Origin of the sequence: Aquimarina atlantica, assembly GCF_000626715.1 — a bacterium.
Classification (GTDB): Bacteria; Bacteroidota; Bacteroidia; order Flavobacteriales; family Flavobacteriaceae; genus Aquimarina; species Aquimarina atlantica.
Window position 1 is genome coordinate 1 of the sequence record NZ_AQRA01000017.1, and the last position, 13688, is coordinate 13688.

General features: G+C 31.3%; 10 protein-coding genes. 5 read left to right on the top strand and 5 right to left on the bottom strand.

What is annotated here, in order from left to right; translation table 11 throughout:
* Nucleotides 1-370: 370 nt before the first annotated feature.
* The 3 genes from ATO12_RS23665 (at nt 371) to ATO12_RS23675 (ending at nt 3860) form a co-directional block, all read left to right on the top strand.
* The gene (locus ATO12_RS23665; protein ID WP_025663470.1) at nt 371-742 is read left to right on the top strand and encodes a BlaI/MecI/CopY family transcriptional regulator; all 372 of its coding nucleotides are present in this window, start codon (nt 371-373) and stop codon (nt 740-742) included.
* Nucleotides 739-2643 carry a M56 family metallopeptidase gene (locus tag ATO12_RS25200; RefSeq protein WP_081802152.1) on the top strand — a complete coding sequence of 635 codons (1905 nt, stop codon included), beginning with the start codon at nt 739-741 and terminating at the stop codon, nt 2641-2643. The genes ATO12_RS23665 and ATO12_RS25200 overlap by 4 nt, the downstream gene beginning before the upstream one ends.
* A gap of 116 nt (nt 2644-2759) precedes the next feature.
* Nucleotides 2760-3860: a DUF4407 domain-containing protein gene (locus ATO12_RS23675; protein WP_034247409.1), complete on the top strand. Its 1101-nt coding sequence runs from the start codon at nt 2760-2762 to the stop codon at nt 3858-3860.
* A 213-nt stretch (nt 3861-4073) separates the two neighbouring features.
* On the opposite strand, the gene ATO12_RS23680 is transcribed toward ATO12_RS23675, so the two are convergent.
* Nucleotides 4074-6287: a leucine-rich repeat domain-containing protein gene (locus ATO12_RS23680; RefSeq protein WP_034247411.1), complete on the bottom strand. Its 2214-nt coding sequence runs from the start codon at nt 6285-6287 to the stop codon at nt 4074-4076.
* An 857-nt stretch (nt 6288-7144) separates the two neighbouring features.
* Between ATO12_RS23680 and ATO12_RS23685 the strand changes: the two genes are divergently transcribed.
* The gene (locus ATO12_RS23685) at nt 7145-8791 is read left to right on the top strand and encodes an AraC family transcriptional regulator (protein ID WP_165583452.1); all 1647 of its coding nucleotides are present in this window, start codon (nt 7145-7147) and stop codon (nt 8789-8791) included.
* A gap of 132 nt (nt 8792-8923) precedes the next feature.
* On the top strand, nt 8924-9103 hold the full coding sequence (locus tag ATO12_RS23690) for a hypothetical protein (protein ID WP_034247414.1): 180 nt from the start codon (nt 8924-8926) through the stop codon (nt 9101-9103).
* Nucleotides 9104-9177: 74 nt separating this feature from the next.
* Here ATO12_RS23690 and ATO12_RS23695 read toward each other — a convergent pair whose 3' ends face one another.
* The 4 genes from ATO12_RS23695 to ATO12_RS23710 all read right to left on the bottom strand — a co-directional run bounded on the left by ATO12_RS23695 (nt 9178) and on the right by ATO12_RS23710 (nt 13652).
* Nucleotides 9178-10422 carry an NAD(P)/FAD-dependent oxidoreductase gene (locus tag ATO12_RS23695; RefSeq protein WP_034247418.1) on the bottom strand — a complete coding sequence of 415 codons (1245 nt, stop codon included), beginning with the start codon at nt 10420-10422 and terminating at the stop codon, nt 9178-9180.
* Nucleotides 10423-10510: 88 nt separating this feature from the next.
* A complete protein-coding gene (locus ATO12_RS23700) occupies nt 10511-10873 on the bottom strand; it encodes a four helix bundle protein (protein ID WP_034247420.1) in 363 nt (120 codons plus the stop codon).
* Between the two features lie 45 nt (nt 10874-10918).
* Nucleotides 10919-11929 carry a 4-hydroxyproline epimerase gene (locus ATO12_RS23705; protein WP_034247422.1) on the bottom strand — a complete coding sequence of 337 codons (1011 nt, stop codon included), beginning with the start codon at nt 11927-11929 and terminating at the stop codon, nt 10919-10921.
* On the bottom strand, nt 11922-13652 hold the full coding sequence (locus ATO12_RS23710) for a DUF885 domain-containing protein (RefSeq protein ID WP_034247424.1): 1731 nt from the start codon (nt 13650-13652) through the stop codon (nt 11922-11924). Before ATO12_RS23710 ends, ATO12_RS23705 begins: the two co-directional genes overlap by 8 nt.
* Between the last annotated feature and the right edge of the window lie 36 nt (nt 13653-13688).

The following is a 13688-nucleotide window of genomic DNA, read 5'->3' on the forward strand; positions in this document are numbered from 1 at the left end:
TAGATTAGACAATATGAAGCGGGTGTCAGTTACTTATACTGTACACCCGCTTTTTTATGTAGAAATACAATAGATTAGTTATTGTTTGATCATTAATTTTTAGAATATTTTTTACCTTGATTGTTATCAACAATAGCCATAATAAAACCCTTCTGGCAATGAATCTACATTAATTTCTGAGTTTTTTAACAGTACTTTTTTCTTTGTGTATGTATTTAAATGAGTTAATGTTATAAAGTTGAAATTTCCCCGTTTTATAACAATATTTTTAATATGTAATAAATGCTATAATGATACTTTATAGCATGTTTTTTTGTAGTTTTAAATTTTTATTCTACATTTGTAGAGTAAATTCTAATAATGTAGAACAGTGCAATTATCAAAAACAGAAGAACAATTAATGCAATATCTCTGGAAATTAGAGAAAGCCTTTATGAAGGATTTATTAGATTCTTTTCCAGAACCGAAACCTGCCACTACTACGGTAGCTACACTATTGAAAAGAATGATTGATAAAGGTTTTGTGAATTATACGTTATACGGGAAATCAAGAGAATATTATCCATTAGTAAAAAAGACAGATTATTTTTCTAAACATGTAAATGGACTGATTAAGAATTTTTTTAATGATTCGGCTTCGCAGTTTGCATCATTTTTTACATCAGAAACCAACTTATCTACTACAGAATTAGAAGAACTTAAAAAGATAGTAGATAAACAAATTCAAAAACAAAAGCAATGATTGTATATATAATAAAATCGTCTCTTTGTTTGTTGCTATTATGGTCTTTTTACAGGCTGTTTTTAGAACGAGAGAATATGCATCATTTTAAAAGGTTTTATCTTCTTTTTAGCTTAATTTTTGCATATACTATTCCGCTAATTACTATTACTTATGAAACAGATACAGTAATTAATCAGGAAAATATTCAACAACCTGTAAATCATCTAATCCTACCAGATAATGTACAGGTAGAAGCCACATCTTCAGATTATCTTTCGACAATTATATGGATTGTTTATGGTATAGGTGTTTTGGTTTTTGCAGTTAGATTTCTAAAAAATATGCACCATTTGATAAAGAAGGTGAGAAGAAATGAAAACCTGAAAGAACCCTCACATGTTAATGTACTACTCACGAATTCTATTATTCCGCATACATTTTTACATTACATATTTGTTCCTAAAAAAGAATTTCAGAAAAAAGCTATTCCGCAAGAAGTATTATTACATGAGAAAACTCATGTGAAACAAAGACATACTTTAGATATTCTGTTTGTAGAGATTTTTCAAGTGATTTTTTGGTTTAATCCAATATGGTTTTGGGTAAAAAAATCAATTAAATTAAATCATGAATTTCTTGCAGATCAAAAAGTATTGAAGCAACAGTTTTCAATACATCGATATATGGACTTACTCGTTAATTATCCAAACAGTTCTCATCAAGCTGTATTAGCGAGCCCTATCAATTATTCATTAACCAAAAAACGAATCGTTATGATGTCACAACAATTTTCTAAAACGAAAGCAACAACTCGATTGTTGCTGTTGCTACCTATCCTTTTGGGATGTATTCTTTTGTTTAACAATAAGATGGTAGCTCAACAAAAAAGTACAACAATCAGTACTACTGTAGCACCAACTCACCCTGATAAAAAAATGAAAATCAGAGTTAGTGGAGAACAAATTAACATTAATGGAATTACCACTGATTTATCCGGTATGGCTACCGTTATTGATAACGCTACAAAACAATGGAAAGACCATGAGTTAACAGAGTTTCAATTTAGTATCAAACTAGAAAATACGAATGATAAGTTTCTCAAAAAACTCAATAAGGTATACCGAAAAACAAGGTTGTACAAAGCCAATCCAGATGGGCATGACCTTATTCCACCTTCACCTCCGGCACCACCAAAAATGAGAGTAGGTGTCGTTCCTGGGCCTCCACCTTCTCCTATAGGATCAAAAAAAATAAAAACTCCAAAACCACTTAAGGCACCAAAAGTGTCAAAGCTTCCGAAAGCATCTTCTTATCCCCGAGCAGAACTTGAAGAACTTGAAGAAATTGAAAGAGAAGCGGAGCGTATAAAGGAAGAAGTAGAAAGAGAGAGGGCAGAACTCGCAGAACTTGCAGAAATAGATAAAGCTGTCGCAATTGAACAAGCAGAGGAGGCAAGATATGAAGCAGAGCAAGTAAAAGAAGAAATAGCTGCCTTGGCGATGGAGAGAGCAGAAGCATCAAGACATAGAGCAGAACAAGTAAGAGCTATAGCGATGGAACAGGCTGAGAAAGCCCGGGTAATTGCTATGGAAGAATCAAATAGAGCCCGGGAGCAATCTTATAAGGTAAGAGAAGAAGCCATGAGAAATGCTGAAAGAGCAAGATTTGAAGCCGAAAAACAAGCTGTGATTCATGCAAAAATGAGTAGAGAAGAAGCGAAACGAGTTATGCAGCAAGCCGAGAAATCAAGAAAACAGGCAGAAAAAGCCCGTAGAAAAGCTATGGACGAAGCCAAGAGAGCTCGTGATGCAGTAAGAAAAGAAACTATCAAAGAGAGAAAAGAAATGCGAAAACGTATACAAGAAGCGAGAAAAGAACAACAAAGAGCTCGGGAAAAAAGAGAAAAAGATAATAATTAACAGATTCAGTTTTCCGATAGTTTTAAGAACGAAAACTCCCTGTAGGGAGTTTTTTTGTGCAACATATCGCTATAAACCAGCGTTATACTTATTATCAATCAAAAAACCCTTAGATGATGTTAAAACGTTTTTTTATTTTATGCTCCGGCGCAGATGCCGATATATTAGCAGATAGTTCTGATGGAGAACAGAATAAATATGCTGGTATCGGAGCAACAGTTTTCTTTACAGCAGTAATGGCTTTTATTGCTGCCAGCTATGCCCTATATACAGTATTTGATACTTATTTTACTGCTATCTTCTTTGGTTTAATCTGGGGACTACTGATCTTTAATCTGGACCGGTTTATTGTATCTACTATTAAGAAGAAGGATAATTTTATGGATGAACTCCTACAAGCTTCACCAAGAATTATTTTGGCCATAATTATTGCGGTTGTCATTTCTAAACCGTTAGAATTAAAGATTTTTGAGAAAGAAATTGATCGTGTTTTGCTCGAGCAAAAGAATGATTTTACTTTAGCAAATAAAGAGCAAATAGCAACACAGTATACTCCGGCTATTGCCGCAATTGATTCTGAAATTAATACACTTAAACAGGAAGTAACAACCAAAGAAACCGAGGTTAACGATCTTTATGAAACCTATATTGCTGAAGCAGAAGGAAGAAAAGGTACCGAGATTATTGGTAAAGGACCTGTTTATAAAGAAAAACGTGAAAAACATGATGCAGCTTTGGCAGCATTGGCCGAATTGAAAAAAGCAAATGCAGAGAAAATAACTGCCTTAGAAATTCAAAAAACAGAATTGACTGCCGAGTATGATAACCAAGTAACTACTTCTCAACCTATTATTGATAATTTTGATGGGTTAATGGCTAGAGTAAATGCCTTAAATGAACTACCTTGGTTGCCTTCGTTTTTTATCTTTTTATTATTTCTAGCCATAGAAACCTCACCTATTTTTGCAAAATTATTCTCTCCCAAAGGAGAGTATGATTTTAAATTAGAAGATGTAGAAGGTGAAATAAAGACATGGGTTGCTCAGAAAGAAGATCAACGAAAAGTGCTGTTAGAAACAGATCATACAATTAATGATAGAGTATATGGTGACCTTTCTGAAGAAGAGGAATTATATGCATATAAGAAAAAAATTGCCCGGGAAATGATGAAAAAACAACAAGATGCTTTTTATAAAAAGCAAACCGGGATCTTATAATATTTGATATACCTTAAAAAAGTAGACCTCGAAAGCGTATACTATAGCTTACGAGGTCTGTTTGTTTAACAATATTTTATAATACTATCTGTAAAAAAGGTTGTGAATACATATTCTTTATCTTATTACAGGTGTTTATATCTCTAACTCAACCTATTTCCCTGATCATTTACAAATAAAATAACACAACCTCTTTTCTTTAGATAGTATTGTTTAGTTTTTAATAAATTTTGTGGTTAATAATCCTTTACTAGATTGGAGATGAAGGATATATTGACCAACAGGTAATCCATTAACATCAATTAAAACAGAATTAAGACCCATTAATATATCATTTGTACCTCTTGGAATCGGAGCACTAAAAGGATCTTCTCTTATGAGTTCTTCTCTAGAATCAACGATAAATTTAACAACTACTTTTTTAACAATTTCTCCAGAAAGTCTTACTATCGTTACAGTAGCATTGCCTGTCATTGTATGATCTTTTGGAGTTAATGCTAAATAACTCTTTGCCGGGTTTGGTGAAAGTATAAAGTGATTATCAAAAGCACTTGTTTTGGTAGGTTTACAACTAGTATTGACGTTACATTTAGAATATCCTAATGTAAATCTTATATAGTTTTTAATTTCGTTTAAAAAAGATACAGAATTAACACAAACAAAATTTAACTTTGGACAACCACCTAAGTAAAGACGTCTGGCATGATGAACTACACCAGAAAAATGCTGGTAACTTTGATAAAAAGAATGATTTCCTGTTAGATACGCTTGTCTTAGATTTGGATTATTGCTAATGTTTAATGTATTTATAGATCTGCAATTTCTAATATCAATTTTCGATATTAAGTTTCTACTAACATCTACAGTTTCTAAATTAGTATTTGATGTAATATCTAATGTAGTTATTTGATTATTAGGCAAACGTAGCACCTGTAAATCTATGCTGCTGTTTAGAGATATTTGTGATAATTGATTGTTATCTAGAGTAAGATAGCGTAGTAGAGGCTTATTGCTAAGATCGATTGAGGTTAGTTTATTATTAGCTAAATCTATAGTGTTTAGTTTATTATTTTTACTAAGATTTACAGAAGAAATTTGATTGTTTTTAAGAAGAAGAACTCTTAGGTTAACAAAATATTCAATCCCAATTATATTACTAATGTTTTTATTTTCAAGATTGATGACACCCACTTTTTCTGCTTCATCTACAGAAATTTCGTTATCACCATCAATATCATACTTTGATACTAATCCAGCTTTAAAATTTAGGTCATTAAAATTAATGATTTTAGAAGTAGGTGCTAAGCTACAATCACTACTGATAACACAGTTATAACCTAAAGCATTAACTCTATTTTGTATGTAAGCAGTATCCGAATAATATTTGTGCAGGCAAATAAATTCTAGTTTGGGGCATTTATCGATCTTAATATATTTACTTAGGTATCGATGTGTTAAAAACATGGTTTTTAACTCGCTATTATCACTAACATCTAGATTAACAATTTTACAGTTTCTGGCATCCAGTTTAGTTATCTTGTTTTTTGAGCAATATAGAGAAACGAGGTTGGTGTTTTTAGAAAGATCTATTTCTGTTAACGCATTAGAACCTATATCTAACCTCTCTAGATTAGGATTTCCGGTAAGATTGATAGATGTTAATTTGTTTTTTTCAACGTTTATAAGCCTCAGTGTTGGGGTAACAGGTAATTTTAAACTAGTCAACAGACTTTCTCTTACATCTAAATGAGTAAGCATTGTATTTTTAGAAGCGTCTATAGTAGTTAGTAAGTTATTACCAATATTTAATTCATCTAATTTTGTGTTTTTAGAAACATCTAAGCTTGTTAATTTATTTCCCCATAAATATAACCTGGTTAAATTTAGGTTTTTAGTACTATTTAATTCTTCTAATTGGTTAGTCCATGCATGAAGTATAGATAGTTTTGTATTACTATCAATATTAATTCTTTTAAATTTATTATTGTATATTTTTAATTCAAATAATATCGCATTTTTAGACACATCCAATTGTGCTAATTGATTGTTACTTGCATCTAATCGTTCTAATTGTGTACACCCAGATACATTTAAATTAGTCAACTGATTTTGACTAGCATATAAATACTGTAGTTTAGTGTTTTTTGTAAGATTCAGAGAGATTAACTTGTTTTTAGAAACGTTAAGAGATGTAATATTTGTAAAGTGCTCTATCCCAGAAAGGTTGTTAATGTTCTTATTTGTAACCACTATGTATGAAACTTTTTCTGCTTCAGTTTTACTAATTTCCCCATCCCCGTTTTTGTCAATGGCTGGAGAGTAATTTAGTAAAGCGTTCTTGAAATTACCATCAGGAATATAAATATTTTGCGCATAAGAGGTTAGGGTAAGGCATAGTAGTATACCCAAAAAGATAATTTTTTTCATAAGTATGAATGAGTTAGTTTTAATTTGATAAATAGTTAATAGAATTTGTTTTTAGGCTTTGTATTGAGGATGTTTTTTGATTATTTATTACAAATTTTGTGTAGATCTATGTTGGCTTATTTTGAAACAAAGATAAAGGCGGAAATCACACTATGACAACAGGAATAACTTAGGATTTATAAATCTTGATCAGTATATTTATAAATCTTAACCATTATTCTGTATTGGTCTGTTAAATATATTTATATACTGGTAGTACTGTTTTTGTCAAAAAAAAGATGTGCCCAAATCCTCAGAAATCAAAAGACTGTAATGATTGATATCAGAATTAAATGATATGATAGTATAATCGGCTACTATTCAGTTTTAATATTCTGTAAATTTATTTAGAAAAAACAGAAGAATTATCTACTTTTTTGTTAGAAAATATATCTCTTCGGTAATACAAGAAAATGTTTCCAGACACATTTTTCGAAACGATATACGCAACAAAATATATAAAACTGTAACTGACAAGATCAAAAATAGCTAAACAAAGTCCCGATTTATTATATATTAAGGTTTTGACACCTGAAAAAACCTTGTTTTTGTAGGTTTACAATGAAATAATTGATGAATATGCTTATCTAAATTAATTGCTATTATTAGTAGGATAATAGAAAAGTGATATTACTTTTGATCTCAAAAACCTTTTTGTTAATGTATTTGTTTTTTAATTAAAAATGTACATTTATACGGTTATCCCTTATCTTGTCAACAATTTTTAACTATTCACTTTGAATATAGGAATGAAGAATATTTATAGTATTGTTTTAATTTTTATAAGCTTAACCTTTCTCCCTGCTAGAGGAGTAAGTATGATAACGAAAAATAGGATTAGTATAAAACAATATTCAGTTTCGGATTCATTAACACATAAAACATTTGATGAATTGCGATCACTTTTTATTAAACATTATAAAGATTCGGTTTTAGTAAAAAAAATATCGAATACATATCTTACCAGAGCAAAGAAAGACAAGGATAGTATTGAGATAGCAAATGGATATCAAATATTCTTTGAAATGAATATAAATAATCCAAAAATAGCTTTGGCATACACAGATTCTATGATTGTTGTTACCAAAGGTGTAAAAAATGAATTCTACCCGGCAAGAGGGTATCTTTTAAGAGGCTATCTTTTGCAAAAATTAGAACGATATAATGAAGCTCTGACTTCGTATTTGATTTCAAAAAAACATGCAGAAATCAATAATAATATTGGTCATATTATTGCTATAACGCATAATATTGCAATACTCAAGACCATCCTGGGAAAGGATGAAGAATCCTTAGAAATCTATAAAAAAAATTTAAACCTCCTATCGACTCAGGATACTATTGGTAAATTTAGATCACATTATATTGCTACTCTCTGTAAACTGTCGGATAGTTATAATTTGTTTAAAAAATATGATACTGCACATTTCTATTTGAAAAAAGGAATTGCATCGACTCTATCAGGAGATATCCCACATTTCTATTCTGAGTTACTTTCATCTTATGGAGTTAATAGTTATTATAGAAAAGAATATAACACTGCACAGGATAGTTTAAAAAAGTCTCTATCTCTTTCCAAAAAAACTCCGTACACTAATATACTTATTACCTATTTATATTTAGGAAAAACACTGCTACAACTAGAACAGGAAGAAGAAGCTATTGGGTATTTAAAAAAAATAGACTCTGCCATACATGCTTCTAACTATATATTAGAAACCAGAGAAGCTTTTACATTACTTATAGATCATTACAAGAAGAAAAACGATAAAGCTAATCAGTTAAGAATCATGGAAAAACTGATAAAACTGGATAGTAGTTTTTCTGTAAAGTATAACAAGTTACATATTAATATTGTAAAAAAGTATGATAATGTACAACTTATCAAAGACAAAGAACAATTAATAGATAGTATTAAAAATCATAATAGAACAACCATAAACCAGTTATGGATTTTTGGTGGATTAACTATTATATTGATAAGCCTGGGATATTTTTATTTCTACAAAAAGAGAAAGAAAAACTATGAAAAAGAATACCAGGAAAAATTACTACATGCAAAACATCTAAATAAAAAGAAAGCACAGAAGACTAAAGATGTTGAAATCGCACCAGAATTAAGAGATGATATTCTGAAGAAATTAGAAGAGTTTGAGAAAAATAAAACCTTTTTAAAAAATGGTTTAACATTAGCTATAGTTGCCAAAAAACTAAAAACAAATTCGACATATTTATCCAGGATTATCAATATGGATAAAGAAAAAAACTTTGCTAACTATATTAATGATTTACGTATTGAATATTGCATACAACAAATCAAAAATGATAAAAAATTTAGGCACTATTCTATAACATCTATGGCAAAAGAAGTAGGCTTTAATAATATTCAGTCTTTTGTTAAAGCCTTTTATAAACAAAATGGATGTAATCCTGCCGAGTATATAAAAGAATTTGAAAATGAGTAGCTTAAAAGTTTTATGTGGTTGGTAAAAACCACTACATATTTATAAATCTTACCTAGAACAATAAGAAATGTATATAACAATTAATTTTTGTTGGTTACATTTACATTATAACAAATTTCAAATTAACTCATCATGAAAACGAATAAAAAAGTAAAACTCGAATTAAAAAAAATTAATGTAACCAAACTTACCGATTCTAATATAGCCAGAATAAAAGGAGGAAATAAGGATGATCTTATTAGAGTTGACGATACAGATGGCAGTTTAATATCTCGTATTATAAATGGTGCTAATCATTCATGCAATAGATAATAAGATCTTATTATTTACTACAAATATTATGTAAATAAAATAGAAACCTTCTTTGACTATAGAACTTTCTTTGATTAAAACTTACGATCAGGATGATAAGCTTCTAGATTCAAAGAAGGTTTTTGATCAGAAATAATTTCTGAAACCAGTTTTCCTGTAGAAGTTCCCATAGTCCAGCCCATCATAGCATGCCCGGTAGCAATAGTAAGATTGTTGCATGCGCCAGACTTACCAATATAGGGTAACCCATCTGGAGAAACAGGCCTAAGACCAGATGTAGCTGCCTCTTTTTCTGTATTAGAAAGTTTAATATCGGGATAATACCGCTGCGTGGCATTGGCGATAGTTTCTACTCTCACCTTATTAATATTATGATTAATACCTGCTATTTCCATAGTACCGGCAAATCTGGTAAATCCCTGCATTGGGGTTACTGCAATTTTAGCCTCGGTTAGTATAGCCGGCATGGTTATTCCTAAATCTCTTTCAGAATTAATACGATATCCTTTTCCAGCTTCTAGTAACAATTTGATCCCTAATTTTTTGCTTAGCAAATTCGACCATGATCCTGCTGCTAATACAAATTCATCTGCTGTGTATGATGTATTCTTAGTATGTATAGAAGTAATTTTATTGTTTTCTACATGAATATCTTCTACCTTTTCATTCTTATGAATTGTTACCCCAGAAGCTTCGAGAAAAGCTTTCATTTCATCCATAAAGGTTTGTGGAGTAGTATGCCAATCACATTCATAAAGTACTGCTCCTTTTGCCTGTAATTGTACATTAGGTTCTATTTGTTTCAATTCATCAAATGAAAGTTCTTTTACGGGCAATCCTTCTTTGATTGCTATCCTGCCAACATGAATTTCTTCTTCGAGCATTTTTTCGGTTTGGCAGACCATTAAAAGCCCCTTTTTTTCTAACTGAAATGTGAAATTTTCATCAGATCTGATTTCAGAATACAAATCTCTACCTAATACTGCAATATCTTTAATGGCAGCAATACCTCGATTTACATTTTTTACCGAGCAAGATTTGTTAAATGCCCACGTCCAACGTAAGAAATCCGAATTAAGACGGGGTTTTATAAATAATGGGCTAGTAGGGTTAAACATCCATTTTAATCCTTTTTTCATTACACCTGGTGCTGCAAGAGGGATGATATGACTTGGCGAAAGATAGCCTGCATTAACATAAGAAGCACCAGAATCCATTGCAGATTGGTCAATTACAGTAACATGATGTCCTTCTTTATGTAAATAATATGCAGAACATAATCCTATGATTCCGCCTCCGATAACAATACAATTTTTCATCTATTTGATGATTTAATGAATGAATGATTTAATGAATGAATGATTTAATGTTTTAATGAAACAATGAATATGTGTTAAATGGTAATTTTTAATCAAACGTTGTATTTTTTCTAGCTTTTGAAACTACTTTTGATATTTCGATAGCTTCAATTAATAATGGGTTAATAGAATCTTCAGGTGCTAATTTAGAGTCTTTTAATACCTCTAACCAAAATACAGTTTCATCTGCTTCCTCGACAGTTATAGAAATTTTGGAATAAAATTCTTTTTTAGATCTAGAAATACAAGATGCTCTATAATTTGCAGCTGTGGATGTAGCACTTTTAATAATTTGATAACCAATTATTTTAGTAGCTTCGGTTTTTTGGAGTGTGTTGTACATTAAAATAATATCAACAGACAGTTTTTTAGTTCGCTTTTTAAATTTCTCGATGAACTCTTGTTTTTCCATATATAATTATTCAATCATTTTCTCATTATAGCATTAAATCAATGTCTAAATAACCTGAAAACCATGTGCATATGGATCATCTTCATCATCAATAATGATAGTATTGTATCCATAAACTTTTGCCCAACCCTGAATACTTGGGATAATAGCTTTTATATCACCTAATTGTGTTTCTTCTTCGATTCGACCTATAAATGTACTTCCGATAAAACTTTCGTGAACGAATTCTTCTCCTGGTTGTAGTTTTCCTTTGGCATATAACTGTGCGATTCTTGCAGAGGTTCCTGTTCCGCAAGGAGAACGATCAATAGCTTTGTCTCCATAAAAAACGGCATTTCTACCCGATGAATCGGGGTTGATAGGATCTCCTGTCCAAAGCATATGACTTACATCTCTGATCGTATCATTTTCTGGATGAATAAATGCGTTGGGATATTTTTTGTTAATACGCTCACGTACAATTTGAGAATACTGGATTAACTTACTTGCTGTAAAATCATGGACCCCGCTAAAGTTTTTTTGAGGATCTACAATAGCATAAAAATTTCCGCCATAGGCAACATCAAAAACCAATTCTCCTAATTCTGGACATTCTATGGTTAAATCTTCTGCTGCCAGATATGATTTTACATTTTTGAGTTTTACCCAATCTACTTTTTTATTGGTTTGCTGGTATTCTATTTCTACCAGACCTGCCGGGGCTTCCATTCTAATTTTTCCAGGAGTTTTGGGTTGTATCAATCCTTCTTCTATGGCTATGGTGATAGTCCCGATAGTGCCATGGCCACACATAGGAAGACACCCAGAGGTTTCTATAAATAGAATAGAAAAATCATTATCGGGATGGTGTGGTTCGAACAAGAAACTACCACTCATCATATCGTGCCCTCTAGGCTCATACATTAATCCTTTTCTTATCCAATCATATGTGTTGAGGAAATGTTGACGTTTTTCGCTCATCGTTTTTCCAATTAGATCGGGTCTGCCCGTTGTAACTACTCTTACTGGGTTTCCGCAGGTATGAGCATCGATGCATTTAAAAGTGGTTCTAGCCATTTTTTGTTTTTTCGATATAAGTATTAATTCTATTTTCTAAGATGGAAAGCGTAACTGTACCTTGCTCAAGAATAATTTCATGAAATTCTCTGATATCAAATTTATTTCCCAAAGCGGTTTCAGCTTTTTTACGCAATTCTCTAATTTTTAATTCACCAATTTTATACGACAAAGCCTGACCTGGCCATGAAATATATCGATCGGTTTCTGTATGTATTTCGTGTAATGATAATGCTGTATTTGAAGACATAAAATCGATGACTTGTTCACGCGTCCATCCTTTTGCATGAATTCCTGTATCTACAACTAAGCGACATGCTCGCCACATTTCATAGGTGAGTTTTCCAAATTGCTCATAAGGAGTAGTATACATTCCCATTTCTTCTGCCAGAAACTCAGCATATAATCCCCAGCCTTCTCCATATGCAGATAGATATAAATCTTTTCTAAATTGTGGTATGCTATCTCCTAATTCATTATTTAAACTGCCTTGCAAGTGATGCCCGGGTACTGCTTCATGTACGGTAAGTGATGGTAGTGTATATAGTGTTCTGCTTGGTAAATCATAAGTGTTTACCCAATAATATCCCGGATCGGTACTATTTGCTTCTGTTCCTACATATCGACCACTAGTGTATTTTGGAGCAATAGCATCTGGTACAGGAGCTACTCCATATGGTTTTCTGGGTAATGTCTTAAAAAAACGTGGTAGTTGCTCGTCTGCTCGCTTAGCCATATCACGGGCAATCATGAGTAATTCTTCAGGCGTTTTTGCATAGAATTGCTCATCGGTACGAAGAAATTTAAAAAAGTCCGAAAAACTACCCTGAAAGTTAAGCTCTTTTATTATTACTTGCATTTGCGCTTTTATTCTGGCAACTTCTTTTAATCCTATATTATGAATCTCATCTGCAGTATATGTAGTACTTGTCGTATAAAAGTTAATCCTGTTTTGATAATAAGCTTCACCATTTGGAGTCTGAGATACACCAATAGCGGTTCTTGTCTTAGGCAAATATTCGGTTTCAAAGAATGCCTTTATTCTTTTAAACTGTGGAATAACCTTGTTTTTAATTATTTCTCTAGCTGCAGTATGTATAGAATCTTTTTGAGTTTGCGTTAAAACTTCTGGTAAGTCTTTAAAAGGAGAATAGAAATAACTGTTTTCAACGCTATCAACGATATGGTCATTATATGTTGATTCATATCCTTTAAAAATGACTCTTGGTTGAGAAACTCCTTTTTCAAGACCTTCTCTTAAGTTTATAAAATGCTGATCAACAAATTCGGGAATTGCATTAAGTCTATTTAAATATTTTTTAACCTGCTTATAATTGGCCAAAGGCCTAACCATATAGTTGAGATTACTATGAAATCCAGAATCAGATAATAAAGGATTGAGATAAGCTTCAAACTCATAAAAATCAACAGTTCTTTGCAAGGTAAATTTTAATAACTCTAGAGATATTTTGTCGGTTTCTTTAAGTTGTGTAGCATCAATACCATTTAGTTCTTCTATCTTTTTTTGAGCAAAATCAGCTTCTTTTTTGAAATATTCTTTGGTGAAAAGACCTAGAGGATATGCTTCTTCATCATACCCTTCTCTTTCTTCAATTTCTGTAATAATTTGATGTAATGAAGCTGATGAATCTTTCTGTTTCTGTTCTTTACAACTAAAACAGAAAACCAATATTAGAATTGCTATAATTTTGAAAAATTTCATTCTAAATGAGTATTAATTTTTTAAATGTTGATTACA